The 20,874-nt window shown below is 35.4% G+C and carries 13 protein-coding genes and 1 riboswitch; of the genes, 3 read left to right on the top strand and 10 right to left on the bottom strand.

Annotated elements, in window-relative coordinates; translation table 11 throughout:
* Nucleotides 1-9: 9 nt before the first annotated feature.
* The 7 genes from JHL15_RS04620 to JHL15_RS04590 all read right to left on the bottom strand — a co-directional run bounded on the left by JHL15_RS04620 (nucleotide 10) and on the right by JHL15_RS04590 (nucleotide 7,815).
* Nucleotides 10-1,272, bottom strand: a complete 1,263-nt coding sequence (locus JHL15_RS04620) for a serine hydrolase domain-containing protein (protein ID WP_200243489.1) — start codon at nucleotides 1,270-1,272, stop codon at nucleotides 10-12.
* A 424-nt stretch (nucleotides 1,273-1,696) separates the two neighbouring features.
* Nucleotides 1,697-2,623, bottom strand: a complete 927-nt coding sequence (locus JHL15_RS04615) for a 2-hydroxyacid dehydrogenase (protein WP_200243485.1) — start codon at nucleotides 2,621-2,623, stop codon at nucleotides 1,697-1,699.
* Between the two features lie 53 nt (nucleotides 2,624-2,676).
* Nucleotides 2,677-3,069 carry a GxxExxY protein gene (locus tag JHL15_RS04610; protein WP_200243483.1) on the bottom strand — a complete coding sequence of 131 codons (393 nt, stop codon included), beginning with the start codon at nucleotides 3,067-3,069 and terminating at the stop codon, nucleotides 2,677-2,679.
* A 68-nt stretch (nucleotides 3,070-3,137) separates the two neighbouring features.
* Nucleotides 3,138-3,662 (bottom strand): acyl-CoA thioesterase, encoded by a 525-nt coding sequence (locus JHL15_RS04605; RefSeq protein WP_200243481.1) that lies wholly within the window; start codon nucleotides 3,660-3,662, stop codon nucleotides 3,138-3,140.
* Nucleotides 3,647-4,399 carry an HU domain-containing protein gene (locus tag JHL15_RS04600; protein WP_200243479.1) on the bottom strand — a complete coding sequence of 251 codons (753 nt, stop codon included), beginning with the start codon at nucleotides 4,397-4,399 and terminating at the stop codon, nucleotides 3,647-3,649. The genes JHL15_RS04605 and JHL15_RS04600 overlap by 16 nt, the downstream gene beginning before the upstream one ends.
* Nucleotides 4,400-4,550: 151 nt before the next feature.
* On the bottom strand, nucleotides 4,551-6,662 hold the full coding sequence (locus tag JHL15_RS04595) for a TonB-dependent receptor (RefSeq protein ID WP_200243476.1): 2,112 nt from the start codon (nucleotides 6,660-6,662) through the stop codon (nucleotides 4,551-4,553).
* A 388-nt stretch (nucleotides 6,663-7,050) separates the two neighbouring features.
* Nucleotides 7,051-7,815, bottom strand: coding sequence for a WG repeat-containing protein (locus tag JHL15_RS04590; protein WP_234047679.1), 765 nt, complete (start codon nucleotides 7,813-7,815; stop codon nucleotides 7,051-7,053).
* Nucleotides 7,816-8,260: 445 nt separating this feature from the next.
* Between JHL15_RS04590 and JHL15_RS04585 the strand changes: the two genes are divergently transcribed.
* Together JHL15_RS04585 and JHL15_RS04580 are read left to right on the top strand one after the other, a co-directional pair.
* Nucleotides 8,261-11,041 (top strand): bifunctional aconitate hydratase 2/2-methylisocitrate dehydratase, encoded by a 2,781-nt coding sequence (locus tag JHL15_RS04585; RefSeq protein ID WP_200243466.1) that lies wholly within the window; start codon nucleotides 8,261-8,263, stop codon nucleotides 11,039-11,041.
* 319 nt (nucleotides 11,042-11,360) lie between these two features.
* Nucleotides 11,361-13,628: an aconitate hydratase gene (locus JHL15_RS04580; protein ID WP_200243464.1), complete on the top strand. Its 2,268-nt coding sequence runs from the start codon at nucleotides 11,361-11,363 to the stop codon at nucleotides 13,626-13,628.
* Nucleotides 13,629-13,675: 47 nt separating this feature from the next.
* Here JHL15_RS04580 and JHL15_RS04575 read toward each other — a convergent pair whose 3' ends face one another.
* Both JHL15_RS04575 and JHL15_RS04570 read right to left on the bottom strand, forming a co-directional pair.
* Complete coding sequence (locus JHL15_RS04575) at nucleotides 13,676-14,359, bottom strand: LytR/AlgR family response regulator transcription factor (RefSeq protein WP_200243462.1); 684 nt, start codon at nucleotides 14,357-14,359, stop codon at nucleotides 13,676-13,678.
* Complete coding sequence (locus JHL15_RS04570; protein ID WP_200243460.1) at nucleotides 14,346-15,362, bottom strand: sensor histidine kinase; 1,017 nt, start codon at nucleotides 15,360-15,362, stop codon at nucleotides 14,346-14,348. Before JHL15_RS04570 ends, JHL15_RS04575 begins: the two co-directional genes overlap by 14 nt.
* Before the next feature lie 160 nt (nucleotides 15,363-15,522).
* On the opposite strand from JHL15_RS04570, the gene JHL15_RS04565 reads away from it, so the two are divergent.
* Complete coding sequence (locus JHL15_RS04565; protein ID WP_200243457.1) at nucleotides 15,523-17,643, top strand: outer membrane beta-barrel family protein; 2,121 nt, start codon at nucleotides 15,523-15,525, stop codon at nucleotides 17,641-17,643.
* A 66-nt stretch (nucleotides 17,644-17,709) separates the two neighbouring features.
* Here the strand turns inward: JHL15_RS04565 and JHL15_RS04560 are convergent, their stop codons facing one another.
* Nucleotides 17,710-20,466 carry a TonB-dependent receptor plug domain-containing protein gene (locus JHL15_RS04560; protein WP_200243454.1) on the bottom strand — a complete coding sequence of 919 codons (2,757 nt, stop codon included), beginning with the start codon at nucleotides 20,464-20,466 and terminating at the stop codon, nucleotides 17,710-17,712.
* Between the two features lie 307 nt (nucleotides 20,467-20,773).
* A riboswitch (SAM-I-IV-variant riboswitch) is annotated at nucleotides 20,774-20,874 on the bottom strand.

Here is a 20,874-nt window from a genome sequence, read left to right as displayed (position 1 = left end):
AAATAAACATTATTCTCCAAAAACTTCATGTCCGTTTTTTAAAGAATCCTGATTATCATTCATTACACTGTGAAGCTTGTCTTTCTGTACTGGAAAATCTTCAAATAATCCTGAAAGAGCCAATGCTGTATACACCCTGTTTGAGTATTTGTTTCCAATAGCCACAATAGTCACTTTTGAATTGAGCAAATGAGCAAAAACAGAATTCGTTCCATGCCACCATCCGTTATGATAGGTCAGTTTCTCACCATTATCAAAAATCTTCATTCTGAAACCTAAACCATAATTATTCATTCCTGCTTTTTCATTGCTATAAGGAGTGAAAACCATCTGCATTAATTCTGGTTTCAGGAAATCTTTTGAATACATCGCTTTAGAGAAATTAAAAAGATCTCTTGGTGTTGTGTATACGTTTTTGTCCCCATAAATAAGATCGAGTCTATCTAAAGGATATAGTTTTCCACGTCCATAGTAGAAGGATTGTGCTGCTGTTGGAATATCTTTTTCCTGAAAAATATATGTATTCTTCATTTTTAATGGTGCAAAGACCATCTCTTTCATTGCCTGAGGAAAAGGTGTTTTCGTCACTTTTTCTATTAACAATGCCAACAGAGCAAAGTTTGTATTGCAATACATAAATCCTGTATTCGTATCTCTTGCCAAATCAGGTTTATATTTAATAATCATATTCAGCACATCCTGATTGGTAATAAATGCTTTTGAAAGCTCAGCAGGAGCCGGCTGAATCTTAGTAATAAAGTATTCATACTTCGGAAGACCACTTCTTTGTGATAATAAATTTTGAACAGTAACATTAGGATATGGAAATCCAGGGAAATATTGTGTTAAATGATCTGTCAGTTTTATTTTACCCGCTTCGATCAATTTCATCATGGCCATTGCCGTCATCGTTTTTGAAACTGAAGCGACATGCAAAGGTGTATTTTTATCGATCGGCATTTGATTTCCTTCCCTTCCGAAACCTCTGTAGTTTTCGTATAGAATATCATCGCCTTTCGCAACCAATATTCCACCACTTAAATCACCCGCATCCCATACCTTTTTGTAATACTGATCAATATATTGAACCAAAGAAGCTTTATCAGGAACCTGATCATCTGCTTTTGTAAAAACCTTACTTAGATCTACATTTCCATAATTGGGAAGATTGGTAGTATTTTCAGCTACAGATTCTTTAGTTTCGGATTTATTTTTACAGGAAAATAGAAATGCAAAAACAGTTAAAAAAAGGACAAAGTTATGCTTCTTCATGAGTTTCAAAATGAGCGGCAATTTAATAAAACTCAAAATAAATAATGAATAGCGGGAACAAATTATGAATTATTTAACACAAAATGAGGAAAGGGGCGAAAAGACTAAAAGGCTGAAAGGCGAAAGCGCGAATTCGCTGAATCGTAAAATCGTTCAATTGTGGATTTGTAAAATCGTGAATCTGGTTGTTTTTAAGAAAAGTAAATGATTTTATAAAAGGAGATATTCCATTATCAGGGTCTTTTGAAAATTACAATACCTCAGTGAATTCTTAACCTCAAAAAGCGATTTCGCAATTCAGCAATTTTGCAATTTCACAAACCCACAATCAATAAAGAAAAACAACTTTGAAAATTGCACCATAAAGCGAATCCTCAACCTCAAAAAAGCAATTTCGCTATTTCGCAATTTTGCGACTTTACTTTTAACTACCTAAAATCTTATCCACAATTACCTGTGCCAGTTTCTCTTTACTCTGATGAGTCCATCCTGCGATATGCGGTGTTACAATCACCTTTTCGGATTCTAAAAGATACTGAAGGTCTTCATTTTCTCCGATTTCTAAATTTTCGAAAGAAGACTTTTCATATTCAAGTACATCCAGACATGCTCCTTTTATTTTTCCCGCCTTCAAAGCTTCAACTAAACTCTTAGTTTCAATATTTTTTCCTCTTGCTGTATTTATGAAATAGAAATCATTTTTCATATCAGAAATAAACGGGCCATCGATCAGATAGTACGATTGATCCGTTAAAGGAATGTGCAGGCTTAAAACCTCTGCTTGCTCCTGAAGTCCTTTTAAAGAAACCTGTGTAGCGTATTCATCAGAAAGACCTGGTAAAATATCATAGAAAATCACTTTACAGCCAAAACCTGAAAGTCTTTTTGCTGTCGCCTTTCCCATGTTTCCGTACCCTATCAGACCAACTGTTTTTCCAAGCAATTCATCTCCTCTGTTTTCTTCACGAAGCCAGATTCCATTTTTAACTTCCTGGGAAGCAATGAAAAGGCGGTGCATTAAAATCAGCAGCATCCCCACAACATGCTCAGCTACAGAATCTCTATTTCCTTCAGGAGAATTGATCAGTTGGATTCCTAACTTTTCCGCAACTGGAATATCAATATTTTCCATTCCAGCTCCTACCCTTGCAATAAATTTGAGGTTCTTCCCTTTTTCAAGAAAATTTTTATCTAAAGGAATTCTACTCCTTATAATTACACCATCATAATTGTGAATTTTATGGCAAACCTCTTCGTAAGAAGATGAAAAGTCTTCTTCCAAAATAAAGTTTTTGGCAAGAAGCTGTTCTGTGATAAGAGGATGGTTTTTATCTAAAAGGAGGATCTTCATAATATTTAAACACTAATGACACAAATTTTATTCACAAATATCACAAATTAAAATTATAATATTCCGTTAATGACTCTTTTAACCCCATTTTTAAAATGAAGGTTATTGAAATTCATTAACATCCCAAGCTTACAATTACTTAGCCTAAGATAAGTAAGAATTTGTGCCATGTGAATATCGTTTAAAGTTTCAACAGATTTTATTTCTAAAACAAATTTATTTTCGATTAGAAAATCCAATCTGTAACCTACATCTAATTTCACTTCATTGTAAACTAAAGGCATAGGCTTTTGTTTTTCAATAAAGAGTTTATGCTTTTTAAGTTCGTAATACATACATTCTTCATAAGCACTTTCCAAAAGTCCAGGACCTAGGCTTTTATGAACCAAATATCCAGCTTCATATACAATTCTGGATATTTCATTCTCAGAAACATCTAATTTCATATTTTTTCATCTTACGTTCGCATAAATCATTTGTGAAAATTTGTGCAAACCATTTGTGTTATTTGTGTTTATTTTGGCTCCTGGAATAATTTCTTAAGTTCTACAGATTCCAATGGTTTCATTCTTCCGGAAAGAATTAATGAAAGTTCTTTTCTACGGAAAGCCGCAGCGAATCTTTCTTTTTCTTCATCAGTTTCTGGTATCATTTCAGGAATAGGAATAGGACGATTAAATTCATCTACTGCAACAAAAGTGTAAATACCTTCATTCGTATGAATTTTTTTCTGATTGATCGGATCATCCAACCAAACATCTACATAAACTTCCATAGAAGTAGAAAATGCTCTTGAAACTTTAGATTCCAGAATTACAATTCCTCCCTCTGGGATCGGGTGATTAAAAGAAACATGGTTTACTGAAGCTGTTACTACTCTTCTTTCACAATGTCTTGCTGCAGAAATAGATGCACAACGATCCATTTTCGCAAGAAGCTCACCTCCAAAAAGGTTTCTTAAAGAGTTAGTTTCGTTTGGAAGAACGATATTAGTCATAATCGTCAGGGAATCTGACGCTTTTTTTATTTTTTTTGCCATGTTGCCTTAGTGTTGTTTTGAGTGGCTTTAGGGTTAATTGCTTTTCCAGGAGGCTTTATTAAAGAATCTTTTTTCAATGAATCCGAAACTTTCATTTGTGTAGAGTCTTTTTTAACTTTTACAGTATCCTTTTCTATCCTTCTTGTTTTAGTTTGCACTGAAACGGTATCGAAAGATTTTTTACCGAACAAAAGCTCCTGTTGAGTAAAAGCTATATAAATTATACCCAGAACCGGAATGATGAAAAGAAAAATCCAAAGGATTGACTTATTGAATTTATAATCCTTATTTGTTTTTTCTGAACTTATTGTCCTCTCTGCATTACTTATATCTGATAACTTAATCTCTTCCAAACCATAATAATCCGGATGATTAAATTCTAATCTGTTTCCTTTGAAGTGAGTCTCTCCATCTTCGATAAAAATCGTTCCAAGATTTTGAATTTCTAAAGCGTGATCTGCCTGAAGTTTCTTTTTCCAAAAATCTGTCTGAATCTGTAATTCATTCTTAGCAGATTCCACTGAAATTTGTTTTTGATGACTTATAAAAGATATCAATTCCTCAGATTCCACCTCATAATCCGATGTGAATGCAATCTTACTGGATGGAGGAAGTATACTGCCATTTTCAGAATTGATGACGGCTTTAGAGTTCTCCAGAGAAAACACACCAAAAGCTGGAACTGTAACAGTACCAAATTGTTTCAGATATTCTAGAATGTAAGCTGAAATATTCATTTGGCAGCAAATTTATAACTTTTTCAGGACTTTTAATGACATTTGTTTGCATAAAAAAAGACTGCATAAGCAGTCTTATAATCTATAATTCCAGGTTTAAATATGATTTTTATGTATTTGAAAATAAATACACCTTATTTTTACATTATCCTTATTGAATTTTCCAACTTATTCCAAACATAAAATTCGTTCCTGCTTGTGAAAAATAATATGGATCACTTCCATAAACGGCACCATTGTTTACATATTTTTTATTAAAAATATTATTCACCAACAGCTTTAAGGCGATGTCATTGTTTGCAATTTTAAATTGATATTGTGCGTTAAAGTCCGTTAGAAGATAATCTTTAAGTTGCAAATTCTGATCTTCCGTGTTATCAAGATACTGTTTTCCCACATATTGATTCATCAAAGAAAACTGGAAATTTTTATTAGGATTAAATTTTAAACCTAAATTAGCAACAACATCCGGAGAGAATGATATCTGTGTATTTCCCAACTCTTTAATGAATGTACTATTCTCTATTTTGAAATCCTGATTTCTGTTTTGACTCAAACTAACATTACCTGAAATCTCCCATTGTTTTGAAACCTTTGCAACAGCTCCGATTTCAATCCCTCTTCTATAACTCTCACCTGAGTTTGTTCTGATAAATGCTCCTACATTGTTCAGTTCACCATTTAAAACCAACTGATTCACATAATACATATAGTACAAGTTAGCTGTCAACGAAACCATTCCGATCTGTTTCTCAAATCCAGCTTCAAAATCATGCAGCTTTTCTGCCTTCACATCATTATTTGCAATAAGATCATCTCTATTAGGCTCTCTTTGAGCGTGTGCATAAGACAGGAATATTTTTCCATTTCCAATTCTGTAATTCACACCAGCTTTAGGATTAAAGAATAACCAATTTTTCTTGATATTAGCTCCTTCATCATCACCTGCCAATATGATTTTCGTATCATAATCTATATTTCTCAATTGCAAATCACCGAAGAACTCAAAATCATTTACTCTATACAAAGCCTTGGCAAATCCTGCCACTTCATTTTTTACAGATCGCCCTCTGTAATATTCATGTTCATCAATAGGATAGAAAACGCCTGTCACATTTCCATAATGTCTTCCATAATATTGATTGGCTACTGCTCCAAAATTAAGATCCAGATTTTCATATTTCCCATATAATGTGGAAACAATTCCATAGAAGTCATTATTCAACCATTTTTTTCTGATAAAATCAGAGTCTTTTATCAATTGTCCTCCATCTAAAATATCGGGCAGATTGTATCTTGAAAAAGGATCACCTTGCTTATAATTTTCATAATATCCTTTCCCTTTGGTATAATGCAAAGTGGTCTCTAAATTCCAATGATCATTAAACCCTTGCTCCCATAATAACTGATAATGATTCTGTCTGTAATTATCTGTTTCATTATTATAAAAACTTGAGATATTTCCGTCAGATCCATAAATCGCGCCTGAATAGTTGAATTTCGGATCGGTTTCCCAAGTTTTTCTATCTATCCCATTCCAGGCCTGATACGTTTTCTCCTTTCCTCCAAAAGCCATTAAACGAATCCTCGTTTTTCCTTCTTCAAATAAAGCAGTAAAATTATAAGAATCCAGTTTTGAAAAAGCTCTGTCTATGTACCCATCAGAACTTATGTGCGTATACCTACCCATTAAAGAAAGACGATTGTTCCAGAATTTTCCGGAACCAACTTCCGCAGAATATTTGTAGGTGCTAAATGATCCATAGCTATCATCTGTTTTTACATAGAACTTATCTTCCGGATCTTTAGAAATAACATTGATACTTGCTCCAAAAGCAGAAACCCCATTGTTAGATGTACCAACACCCCGTTGAATAACGATTTGTGAAGCTGAACTTGTTAAATCAGGAACGTTCACAAAAAAAGTACCCTGACTTTCTGAATCATTAAAAGGAACTCCATTCATCATTACATTGATTCCTCTACCAGCAACACCTCGAATTCTGAAACCCGTATAACCTACCCCATTTCCAGCATCGGAAGTTGAGATAACAGATGTCTGATTCTTTAAAAGTATGGGTAAATCCTGACCAAGATTTCTACTATCGAGATCTTTCTGAACATTAATTATTTCCTTAGCAACAGGAAGTCTTTTGGTAAAGTTGACGGCCTCAATTTCCTTTATTTTTAAGGAATCTGGATTTTGGGTTTGTGCGAAACCCAACGAGCTTGCAGTAAGCCCTAAAAAAAATAATCCTTTCATTCTATAAATATTAAAATTTAATGAATAAAAGGGGATCAATAAGATATTATACAATTCCGGTATAAAACCAGAGCGTCCCTAAACAGCATTACCTGTTCCAGGTTCAGTGGGTATAATCTCAGCCTGTAAAAGCACCCCTTTATTTCAGCCGCGAAATTACAAAAAATATATGAGATGGGGTATGAGGTGTGAGGTGCGGGATTCGGGGGTAACAGTTTCGGGATACGAGGTGCGAGGTTCGAGATGCTAGATACGGGATACTAGACAGGAAATCGCGTTATTTAATCCAGAGAAAAAAAATATGAGTTACCACAGAGTGCAGACAATTCATATCCTAAACCCCGAACCTCGCATCCCGAACCTCGTAACCCGAACCCCGAACCTCGCACTAATACGCTTTATTCTTCGAATCTATATAATAATACGTAGTACCATCCTTTGTTACCTCAAACATCTTACCCAGCTTCCAACTGAAATTTCTTTTGATATTGGAATACTCGAAAGGGATAACGATTTTATTATGTACGTCGATCACTCCAAATCTGTCATTATGAGATGCCACAATCATAGGGTTTGACACATCATCTCCTTCCATAATATGCAGGTATTCATACTGAGGATAGATCTGATAATCTCTGTAATCTGCTGCATTTACGAATTTTGACGGCTCAATGATTCCATAAAAGCCATTTAGGATATAAGCCTGGTATTGCTGCTGCTTAAATTCAATCTTACATTGTCCTAAATCTGAGTTTTTGTACTGATAAACTCTTTTCCCTGATTGATCTACTCTATAAGAAATAAGATCTTTTTCCACGGTACCATATTCTTTTGTTCCAAACTTTCTGATTTTTTCATTGGGAGAATTGAGTAGATTACAATCCTCGGCAAAAAATACAGCAATATGATATTCCGGCTGAATAATAAATTTTCCTTTCTGGTTAACATAACCAAACTTCCCATCTTTCTTTTGTGGTATCAATACAGGAACATCTTCGTTGATAACTACCAGATCGGGATTGATCTTAGGTTCTGCCTTCTTTTTCAGAACTGTTTTCACTACTTTTTTGGCAGGATATTTTTTCACAGATTTAGTCTGGGAAAAAACAAAAATCGAAATAAAGAGAGACAAAAGTCCCATTGTGTTTTTCATTTTCATCATTCTTTTTGCAAAAGTACAGCCAAAATAGAAAATATAAAAATCATATTTATAAAGAATCTAAATAATTTCATCTTCATAAAATAGTAAAAATTCGTATTTTTGGGATCATTTTTAAAAGTTTGATAATTTTAAAAACATTTTTGCGATATTGATATGATCAAAAAGTGTACAAATGTTATCCAAAGGGAGTTTTTGCGGCAAGACAAATCACAGGTAAGCCAGCTACACTTTCATAGAAAGTCCTTTATACTCATCTTTGAAACAAAATATTATCTTACAATTTTAAACGAGGTGTAGATTATACCGGCTTTACACCAGTCCGTATTGCGTATCAAAATGCGATAACTCAAATAGCATTACATTTTTACAGACTGGAAGAGAAGAACAGCATTTATAGTTGTTTTTAATCTACCTATAACATTTAAAAGACTTCTATATGAATATTTATAAGGATTACATCAAAGAGATTGAAGAAAGAAAAAACCAGGGGCTTCATCCAAAGCCAATAGATGGTGCTGAATTATTAAGTGAGATCATTTCACAAATTAAAGATTCAGGTAATGCAGATCGATCAGATTCTCTTAAATTTTTCATTTATAATACCCTGCCGGGAACAACAAGTGCAGCAGGTGTAAAAGCTAAATTTTTAAAAGAAATCATTCTGGGTGAATCTACAGTAGAAGAAATATCTCCTGCTTACGCCTTTGAATTATTATCTCATATGAAAGGAGGTCCTTCCATTGAAGTGCTTCTTGATCTTGCTTTGGGTAATGATATTTCTATTGCTAAAGAAGCTGCTAATGTTCTTAAGACACAAGTTTTTCTTTATGACGCAGATACTAACCGTCTAAAAGAAGCATTCAATAATGGTAATGAAATTGCACAGGAAATTATTGAAAGCTATGCAAAAGCAGAATTCTTCACCAAACTACCAGATGTTGCTGAAGAAATAAAAGTAGTTACATATATTGCTGGCGAAGGTGATATCTCTACAGACTTACTTTCTCCAGGTAATCAGGCTCACTCGAGATCAGACCGTGAACTTCATGGTAAATGTATGATTACCCCTCAAGCACAGGAGGAAATTAAAGCTCTTCAGGCACAACACCCTGACAAAAGCGTTATGCTTATTGCAGAAAAAGGAACTATGGGAGTTGGATCATCAAGAATGTCAGGAGTAAACAATGTGGCTTTATGGACTGGTAAACAAGCAAGCCCATACATCCCATTCGTAAATATTGCACCAATTGTTGGAGGTACCAATGGTATTTCTCCGATTTTCCTTACTACAGTGGACGTTACCGGAGGTATTGGTCTTGACCTTAAAAACTGGGTGAAAAAACTGGATGAAAATGGAAATCCTATCCGTAATGAAAATGGTGACATTGTTCTTGAAGAAGCTTATTCTATTGCAACAGGAACTGTTCTTACGATCAATACAAAGACAAAGAAATTATATAATGGAGATCAGGAGCTGATTGACATTTCTAAAGCATTTACTCCTCAAAAAGTAGAATTTATAAAAGCTGGTGGATCTTATGCCATTGTATTTGGTAAAAAGCTTCAAACATTTGCAGCAAAACTTTTAGGAATAGATACACCAACTGTTTTTGCTCCATCAAAAGAAATTTCTCATGAAGGCCAAGGTCTTACAGCAGTAGAAAAAATATTCAACAGAAATGCTGTTGGAACCACACCAGGAAAAGTTTTACATGCAGGATCAGATGTTCGTGTAGAAGTAAATATCGTTGGATCGCAGGATACAACAGGTCTTATGACTTCTCAGGAACTGGAATCAATGGCTGCAACTGTGATTTCACCAATCGTTGATGGTGCTTATCAATCAGGTTGTCATACTGCTTCTGTATGGGATAAGAAGGCTCAGGCTAATATTCCAAAACTAATGAAATTTATGAACGATTTCGGTTTGATCACAGCACGTGACCCGAAAGGTGAATATCATGCAATGACGGATGTTATTCACAAAGTTCTTAACGATATTACAGTTGACGAGTGGGCGATCATCATTGGTGGTGACTCTCATACGAGAATGTCCAAAGGAGTCGCTTTCGGAGCTGACTCTGGAACTGTTGCACTAGCACTAGCTACGGGTGAGGCTTCAATGCCGATTCCTGAATCTGTGAAAGTAACATTCAAAGGAGATATGAAAGAACACATGGATTTCCGTGATGTCGTTCATGCTACACAGGCTCAGATGCTTAAACAGTTTGGTGGAGAAAACGTATTCCAGGGTAGAATCATTGAGGTTCATATCGGAACTCTTCCTGCTGATCAGGCATTTACATTCACTGACTGGACAGCAGAAATGAAGGCAAAAGCTTCTATCAATATTTCTGAGGATAATACTTTGATCGAATCATTGGAAATTGCAAAAGGCAGAATCCAGATTATGATCGACAAAGGAATGGATAATCACAATCAGGTTCTTCAGGGATTAATAAATAAAGCTGACAAAAGAATTGCTGAAATCAGATCAGGTGAAAAACCGGCTTTAACTCCGGATGCCAATGCTAAATACTATGCTGAAGTAGTTGTTGATCTTGATGTGATCGTGGAACCTATGATTGCAGATCCGGATGTAAACAATGATGATGTTTCAAAAAGATATACACACGATACTATCAGAGCGCTTTCTTACTATGGAGGTGAGAAAAAAGTAGATCTTGGTTTCGTTGGATCTTGTATGGTTCATAAAGGAGACTTGAAGATCGTTTCTCAAATGCTTAAAAATATTGAAAAACAACAAGGTAAAGTTGAATTTAATGCACCACTTGTAGTTGCGGCTCCTACTTACAATATCATTGATGAATTAAAAGCAGAAGGAGACTGGGAGTTTTTAGAAAAATACTCTGGCTTCGAGTTTGATGACAATGCTCCTAAAGGTGAAGCTCGTGTTGAATACAAAAACATGATGTACCTTGAGCGTCCTGGCTGTAACCTTTGTATGGGTAACCAGGAAAAAGCAGAAAAAGGAGATACTGTTTTGGCAACCTCTACCAGACTTTTCCAGGGAAGAGTGGTTGAAGATTCTGAACGTAAAAAAGGAGAATCACTACTAGCATCAACACCTGTTGTAGTTCTTTCAGCTATTATAGGAAGAATTCCTAACATCGATGAATATAAAGCTGCAGTTGAAGGTATTGACCTTACTAAATTTGCTCCACCTATTAAAGAGCTTGTTCAGGTTGGTCATTAATAGCATCAGATGATAAGTCGAAAGACTGTTTTACACTATACTAAGAAAGATTTTAAATCCAATGGATTTAAAATCTTTCTTTTTTATTTAGAACCTTTCCATTTAAGAGTAAGGAGAATTATTTTAACCTAGGTCAACGAGTCAAAAATTATTTTTTCCTTAACTTGATAGGTATTAAAAATTGTAACGATTCATCTTATTAATACTATTTTTAGAGGGTAGGAATAGAATTTGATGATTGCACTTGAGGAATTTCGGCTCCTGATTTTGCATTAAAGTCCGACAAAAAATTATTGAAAAAAGAAAAATTAAAATAGATATGACTTTCGACATTGATATGATTAAAAAAGTGTACGAGCGTTACCCGGAAAGAATTGCTGCGGCAAGACAAATCGTGGGAAAACCTCTTACTCTATCAGAAAAAATATTATACACTCACCTTTGGGAAGGAAATGCTACAGTAGCACATGAAAGAGGAAATTCTTATGTAGATTTCGCGCCGGACAGAGTAGCAATGCAGGATGCGACTGCGCAGATGGCTCTTTTGCAATTCATGCAGGCTGGAAAAGCTAAAGTTGCTGTTCCGTCAACTGCTCATGCAGATCACCTGATCCAGGCAAGAGTAGGTGCAGAATCTGACTTACAGGAAGGGATCAATAAAAACTCTGAAGTTTTCAACTTTCTAAGTTCCGTTTGTGATAAATATGGAATTGGTTTCTGGAAACCAGGAGCTGGTATTATCCACCAGGTGGTATTAGAAAATTATGCATTCCCGGGAGGTATGATGATTGGCACCGATTCTCACACGGTAAATGCAGGAGGACTTGGTATGGTGGCTATCGGAGTTGGTGGTGCCGATGCTGTAGACGTAATGGCAGGAATGGCGTGGGAGCTTAAAATGCCTAAATTGATCGGTGTAAAATTAACCGGTAAAATGAGTGGCTGGACTTCTGCTAAAGATGTGATCTTAAAAGTGGCGGGAATCCTTACCGTAAAAGGAGGAACAGGGTGTATCGTAGAATATTTCGGAGAAGGAGCAGAATCACTTTCAGCGACTGGTAAAGGAACTATTTGTAATATGGGTGCTGAAATCGGAGCTACTACTTCGACTTTCGGATACGATGATTCCATGAGAAGATATTTAGCAGCTACAGGAAGACAGGATGTAGTAGATGCAGCTGATAAAATAGCAGAGCACTTAACCGGTGATGCTGAAGTATATGCAAACCCTGAGCAATATTTTGATCAGGTCATTGAAATCAATCTTTCTGAGTTGGCCCCACACTTAAATGGACCTTTTACTCCGGATTTAGCAACTCCGGTTTCTGAATTCAGAGCAAAAGCAGAAGCTAACGGATGGCCATTAGAAGTTGAATGGGCTCTTATCGGTTCTTGTACCAACTCTTCTTATGAAGATTTGTCGAGAGCTGCCTCTATTGTAGAAGATGCGGTAGCAAAAGGAGTAAAACCTAAAGCAATCTTAGGAATTAACCCTGGATCTGAGCAGGTAAAATTCACAGCAGAAAGAGACGGCTTCTTAAATTCTTTCAGAAAATTTGAAAACGCAAGAATCTTTACCAATGCTTGTGGGCCTTGTATCGGACAATGGGACAGAGAAGGAGCTGATAAGGGAGAGAAAAACTCTATCATCCACTCTTTCAACAGAAACTTTGCGAAAAGAGCAGATGGTAACCCAAATACCCACGCATTTGTAGCTTCTCCAGAAATGGTAGCAGCGGTAGCAATTTCCGGAAGATTAGACTTTAATCCTATTACAGATACTTTAACCGCAGAAAACGGCGACCAGGTAAAACTTGACGAACCTAAAGGTTCTGAATTACCGGCAAAAGGATTTGCTGTAGATGACAATGGATATCAGGCTCCGTCTGAGGATGGTTCTTCAGTAGTAGTGAATGTAAGCCCTACATCAGACAGACTTCAGTTATTAGAGGAGTTCCCGGCTTGGGATGGTAAAAACATTACCGGAGCTAAAGTTTTGATCAAAGCTTTCGGAAAATGTACGACTGACCACATCTCTATGGCTGGACCATGGTTGAAATACAGAGGACATCTTGATAATATTTCAAACAACATGTTAATTGGAGCAGTGAATGCTTATAACATGGAAACCAACCATGTTAAAAACGAATTAACAGGTGAATATGGCGAAGTTCCAGCTGTACAAAGAGCTTATAAAGCTGCAGGAATTCCAACTATTGTTGTGGGAGACCAAAACTATGGTGAAGGTTCATCAAGAGAACACGCAGCAATGGAACCAAGACACCTTGGCGTAAAAGCAGTATTGGTAAAATCATTTGCAAGAATCCACGAAACGAACCTTAAAAAACAAGGTATGTTAGGATTAACTTTTGCTAATGAAGCTGATTATGACAAAATTCTGGAAGATGACACTGTAAACTTCTTAGATTTAGATCAGTTTGCTCCCGGCAAACAGTTGACATTAGAATTTGTACATGCTGATGGAACAAAAGACATCATTATTGCAAACCATACTTACAATGCTCAGCAAATTGACTGGTTCAAAGCAGGTTCAGCATTGAATCTTATTAAGCAACAAGAAAATTAATAATTTAGATCAATAAATCATAAAAGCAACTTCTGAGAAGTTGCTTTTTATTTTATTCTATTAAGAAGATTACTACGGTAGCTATCCCCTATTGGGATCTCGTGCTCCGATAGCAAGACTATTTTCTTTATTCCAATATTTCTGATTTTATCAAGATTAATGATAAATGACTTATGAACGCGGATAAATTTTTCTGAAAGTTGATTTTCCATAGACTTAAGAGTATCCAGCACGATGTATTCTTCATTCAAAGTTCTTATATTCACATAATCTTTAATACTCTCAATATAAAGAACATCATTGAAGTTGATACGGTGTTGCTGCCCGGAAGATTTTACAAAGAAGTATGACTCCTCGTGATTTTCCGAAAACGAAAAGCGATCCTGAGCTTTTAAAGCACTTTTGTGAAAGCGGTCAAAAGAAACAGGTTTAAGAAGATAATCTACAATATTATGCTCATATCCCTCCAGTGCATATTCAGAATAAGCGGTCGTTAAAATATACTTTTTTTTATCCCCTACAATTTTCATGAAATTGATTCCCGTAAGCTCAGGCATCTGAATATCCAGAAAAATTAAATCAGCATCATTATTTTTCAGATATTCTAATACCAAAATAGGGTTTTCAGAAGAAAAAACTAGTTCCAGAAAAGGAATTTTCCGCACATAATTCTCCAGAAGCGAAATTGCCAACGGCTCATCATCAACAATAATACATTTAATGGCTCTCATGGGGAAAAGTTATTTTCAAATCTACTATAAATTCGGATTCCATATCTTTTATATTCAAATTGTGGCTTTTAGGATACAGGATTTCGAGTCTTTTCTTTACATTTTCAATCCCAATTCCAGAGGCGGTATCTTTCGCCCTTTGGTTTTTAAAATTATGAAGATAAAAATGCAGGACATTATTTTCTTCAGAAACTTTAAGATTGAACCCTTTTTCTCTAAAATCTCCGTGCTTGAAAGCATTTTCTACAAATGGAACTAACAACATGGGTGAAATATTGAACTTTGGATTCTGAACTCTCTTTTCGACAACTAATAGTTCGGGATTTTTGATTCTGAGTTTTTCAAGCCCGATTAAACTTTCAATATATCCTATTTCTTTATCGAGGCTGATTACATCTTTCTCAAGGTCTTTGGTACTATACCTCAGTAATTCGCTTAGCTTTTCAATGGCTGGTAATGCCTTGTCGGAGTCTTGATATACCAAAGAATAGATATTATTTAAAGAATTAAAAATAAAATGGGGGTTTATCTGTGTTTTCAAAGCCTGAAGCTGTGCATGCTTTCTTTCTTCAATAAGTTTTGTGCGTTCATTTTCAATTTTAAAATAGTACTTAAAGAACCATAGGTTGGTGCTTACAAAAACTGTTAGGCTGGAGTAATAGATATTATCATAGAAATAGTATAGAAGAGTAGTTCCTTTTCCATAATTCCTCTTACCCGTAATTGCAGGAAGTATAATCTCCTCAATGGAATACCTGAACAATACAAAAACAAATACCCCAACAAAAAAACCAATAATCATCATATAGAATTTCTTAGGATTAAAAAATTTTGGTACTACGAAGAAATAATTGGCATAAAACCCAAGGAGACTTGCCAAAAAGATGGTGATCGTAAAAATGCTGAAACGGGCATTATTATGCACAAGTATGGACATCAAACCATTTCCAATGACCAACAGCCAATAGGAAAAATGCATGAAAAGAATTTGTTTTTGCTTCATGCCCAAATGTAAGACTCTGATCATTTATATTCTGTATGTTTCCGATGAAACCCTGTTTTTTTTCGATGAAAATCTTTTGAACGGATTTATTCATGCTAAAATCTAAACGTCATTTCATGAAAAAATGTTTAAAAATACCTTTGGATCAAGAATTTAAACTATGAAACTCAAGTACATACTTATCATCAGCCTTTTTTCTTCAACTCTATCTGCACAAATCCAAAAAGACAGCATCTATCAGGTAGAACAGATCAATCTTTTAGTTAAGAAAAAACTACTTGAGAGAAAAGCAGATCGCCTTATCTTTAATGTAGAAGCATCAGTAGCTTCACAGGGAATGGACGCTGTAGAAACACTCGCTAATGTTCCTATGTTAAAAATAGATGAAAATATGGGATCAATCTCTATTGCAGGAAAAAGTTCGGTAAGCATAATGATTAACGGAAGAATTCTCAACCTTTCCGGAACTGGCTTACTAAATTACCTGAAATCCATTCGTTCAGAAAATATTCTGAAAATAGAAGTCATTACCACTCCACCTTCAAAATATGAGGCACAGGGAAACAGTGGAATCATCAATATCATACTGAAAAAGAATCCAAACATTGGCTTTAGTGGAAATATCAATTCCGGATTGATTCAAAGAACCTATTCGGGTTTCACTTCTAATGGAGCACTTAATTATCAGACGGAAAAATTCAGCAGTAGCCTGAAATTAATGTATTATGATTCAGCTAAGCGAACAGACGAAAATTATACGATTCTGGGAGCTTCTCAAAATTATAGCAATTCGATACGAAGAGATATGTGGAATGAGCTGACTCCCACCCTCAATCTTTCATATAAGCTTAGTAAAAATTCGGAAATCGGAATGGAATATACGTATGCCCGCCAAAAGTCAGGAATGGACATCGTCAATACAACAAAAAATATTGGCTCAGATCTTAAAGAAGAAAATCTTTTAACTAATACCTTTCACCGTGGGAAACTTCCTACCCACACTTTAAGTGCCTATTATGATGTAAAGCTTGATTCCTTGGGTAAGAAATTGAGTATTGCCGGAAATTTTTATAAGAACAATTCTGATACTGAAGTAAACTTTTCCACATTACAATCTTCAGATAATTCTGTTAAGGATGTGAAAACCATCTCTCTGGTATCTCCTCAAATTTTTTCTGCTCAGGCAGATCTTGAACTTCCATTTTCGTTTGGAATTATTGAGACAGGAATTAAATTTAACCAGTTTAAAAACAGTTCTGACCTCCGGTATTTCAACCTGGTGAACGGACAATATATTCCGGATAATCTGAGAGCCAATCTATTTCAATATCAAGAAGAAAACTATGCAGGATACATCAGCTATGCCAAAAACTTTGGAGAGCACTGGGAAACAAAAGCAGGTCTTCGATATGAAAATACCAATGCAAAAAGCTTTACTCCTTCCTCTAATTCAGGCAATCAGTACAATTATGGACAATGGTTCCCTTCTGTTTATGTTTCTTATAAGGAGGATAAGAATGTATTCAGCTTATCATACTCCAGAAGAATCAACCGTCCAAGCATGGGAAACCTCAATCCATTCCGCTGGTACCAAAATCCTTATTCTTACTCTTCAGGAAATCCTTTGCTTACACCAGCGTATATTAACAATTTAGAGTTGGGATATACCTTTAACAATAAGTTTTCAGCAAGTATTTATTACCTGAGAATGAAAAATGCCTTTGGGCAGATTTCGACTATAGAAGGTTTATCTCAAATTGGAACCTATCTGAATTATTACAATAATAACTCTTTGGGACTTAACGCATCGTACACAGATACTTTTTTCAAATTCTGGGAAACAACAATTTCTATGACGGCTGCTCTACAGAATTCAACCGTTTTTAATATTCAGGCAGAAACTCAGAAAGGAAATTCATTCGATTATTCTATTAATAATACTTTTACTTTGAATAAAAATAAAACGTTTGCCTTATTCCTGAATTACAGCCACAGTTTGCCTTATAAAAATGTGAACTATTACTTTTACGCTTTCCCTGAACTCACTTCGGGACTAAAATTCTCTCTTATGGAAAAGAAACTTCAGATCAATGCCACGGTGACTAATATTTTTGCGCAACGATATCGTGGTACTATATCTTTTACCGACAGTACTCAACGTATGGATAATTATTGGGATGGCAGAAGCTTTCGTTTGAGTGTTAATTATACTTTTGGAAGTGGAAAAAACAAAATCTCCAAAAAAAACATCAAGTTTGATGAGAAAGAAAGAGTACAATAATGAAAATTCATTTCACGAAAATAAAAAGCAGAGATTGATCCTCTGCTTCTTATTTCGCTCTCTATTTTAGAATTTAAATTCTACCCTTGCAAATAAAAATCGCCCCCCAATTCCATACTGCGAAACCTGTCTGGAATAGACAAACTGATTATCCGCTGTTAAAGAATTGATCAATGGATTTCTGGAAGGCATTACATTGAAAATATTGTTGCTTCCAATGGTGGCTGATACATTTTTATTAAAATCATATCCCACGGAAAGATCTGTTACAAAGCGGCTATTCAGTTCAAAGTGTTCTTGTTTTCCAATTACACCGTCGAAGTTAGCATCTAATACATCCGCATCAGTTACTTTACCGAAGAATGAGTTTCTCACAAGAACATTGAAAGCAGAAAATTTTAAAACATTCGAAAGAGTCGCCTTTATGCGGGGTACGGCCTCTTCAAAATAAACTCTGTTGGGTTCAGAAAAATAATTATTAATCTGACTTACAAGCTTAGGAGATGCATGTATATCCCCAATCCTTTTTGTCTGGTTAAGGTTAAGACCAAAGTAATTTTCCAGACTAACTCCTGAACCTAGTTTGGAATTCTGAGAAATGGTAACATCCAGTCCTTTAGTTTGTGAATCTACTGCATTCGCAAAGAAATTAGCCGCACTCGCTCTGGCCAAATCAAAAGCATCCTGTAGAACCGCCTGATCTGAGCCCACTGGGAAATCTACTCCTTTAATACCCTCAGGTCTGAAAAACAAATCAGTTAGAACTACTCTATCTTTGATTTTAATATAATAGACATCTGCTGTAACAACCAAATTAAGTTTTGGAACTTTCCAGGTAACTCCCGTGCTATAAGATTGTGATGTTTCCTGTTTCAATTTCGGAATTCCTAAAGCTTGTGCTGCTTCAGAATTGTTTCTGAAGGTTCCAACCTGTGTAGTATTCCCTTGCTGGATCAGCGTAGAGGTCGAACTATAATAGATCTGAGCCAACGATGGTGCTCTAAACCCAGTAGAAATGGCACCCCTCCAATTGAAGTTGTCAACTAATTTTACATTCGTTGCAAACTTGTAATTAAATGTAGATCCAAAATCTGAATAGTTTTCATAGCGTAAAGCTCCCTCTACCAACCACCAGTCTGTTGGTTCCAATTCCACGTCGACATATCCTGCAACACTATTTCTATTACCCGAAACAGCATTATCAGGGCTGAATCCAGGAAATACTTGTGATCCGGCAGGTCTTGTAACGTTAAAGAAATCTGTTACCAAATTATCCTTAGGAGTATTGGCCGTCACTACATTTCCATAAATATCATAAGAAGCATATGAATTTTCATTCCCTGCATTGACTTTATAGTTTTCATAACGGTATTCTCCTCCAAATGCCACATTTAGTCCGTGTAATACATCATATTTTTTTGATAGATCAAGGTTGACCGTATTTTGTAAAAATTCTGATCCACCAGCTTTAAAGGTACGAGGTGAATTATTTGCCAAAGATGAGTTGAAAGTATTTACAACACCAAAATCAAATGTGTTCTTACCAAAAGTATTACTCAAATCTACATTCCAATCGTTCCATTTTCCCTTAATACCAGCAGCGTAAGAATAGTCATTGATAGTGGATTCAATCTGTGGTAAATATCCGTTAGGAGTGATAAAATTGACATTCCTCTCCGTATTTGGCAAACGGAAAAAACCGCCTGCATTTCCTAGTCTGTAACTGTATCCCCCAAAAGAATAGACTTTCCAATCATCATTAATAGGAAGTTCTGAATTGTAATAAAGTTGTGCCGATTGAAGTTTTGATTGTCCTGCTCTAATGCTGAAATCTTTTCGCTCCAATCCTCTATAAGCAAGCTCGTCATTGGTAACATCTCCTCCTAATAATCCCTGAAGTGCTGTTATGCTATTTGCGTTAGATATTTGAGATTGGAAATTTGAAGAAAAGTAATTTACTTTTGTTGCGTATTGCTTGATTGTGTTAATAATCTGTTGGTTATTGGGTGTATTTCCAATATTTCCATACAATCCATCTATGTCTACTCCGTCTTGTGCAGCTCTGTAGTTAATAGCATTATACGCATTGTAGATTGACCCATTTCTTACCCCAGCTCTGGAATAAGGATCACGAAATTGGGTTGATGTAGTAATATTAAAAAAACCTTGTTTACCCAGTTTAAAACCATAATTAAGATCTAAAGAAATAGTCTCGCCATCCAATCCTCCAGAAAAATTATTGGTAACAGGTGAAGCATATCCCCCTAAGAATAGCTGACCTGAGAATCCTAGTCTCTTTTTAAGCCCTAAGTTGACAACTCCTGCGATCGCATCAGATCCATATTGTGCAGAAGCACCATCTCTTAATACTTCTATTTTATCCAGAGCAAAAGCTGGAATAGCATTAAGGTCAGTCCCTACAGAGCCCCGTCCCGGAGTAAGAGTTACATTGATCAGTGATGACTGATGTCTTCTTTTACCATTCAATAAAACCAAAACCTGATCGGGTCCTAATCCTCTCAATTGTGCAGGATCTACAAAGTCGGTTCCATCATTTACAGTATGTGATGTAGAAGAAAAAGAAGGAACGATATAATTAAGAGCCTGGCTGATATTATTGACCGGACTTTGTTTCAATATTTTTGAGATATTGATGACATCTACCGGAACTGGAGTATCTGTTAATGATCTACCCGATCCTCTTGATCCCAGCAAAACAACCTCATCTATTTTTTTAGATTTTATAGTATCTGACTGTGCGTAGTAAAATGTCGAAATAAGTATTGCCGAAGTTATAATACTTCTATGTGTGAAATTGCGCATGTGTTTTATTTTAAATTTTTGTATTAATGATTAGCTGCTTAAAACTTTTAAGCAATAGAAATTCCCTAACCCTGAAATACAAGGCTAAATATGGAAACGATAAACGGTTTTGTTAGTTAATAGAAACTAAAGAAAGCTAAGAACAGCAACACATACACATCGAGTAGTGATATGCATATTGATAGGAACAATGAAGTCTCGTTTCATTATCCGGAAGACAAAAAGTCAAATTTGTTGTGGTGTCATTTCCCATGTTCTTAAACATTGATTTTTACTTTAAAACAAAAATGATAAGATGAGGAAGAATAGAATAAACATTTTTTCCGAAGCTGAGTCGGCTTATCTATTTCAGCACCTTGCTTGTTTTGCAGGTTGCTATCCCATCTTATGAGATTCTTGATAATTATT

Source organism: Chryseobacterium paridis (assembly GCF_016595215.1).
In the GTDB taxonomy this organism is placed as follows: domain Bacteria; phylum Bacteroidota; class Bacteroidia; order Flavobacteriales; family Weeksellaceae; genus Chryseobacterium; species Chryseobacterium paridis.
This window is presented reverse-complemented; position numbering and strand designations above follow the sequence as displayed.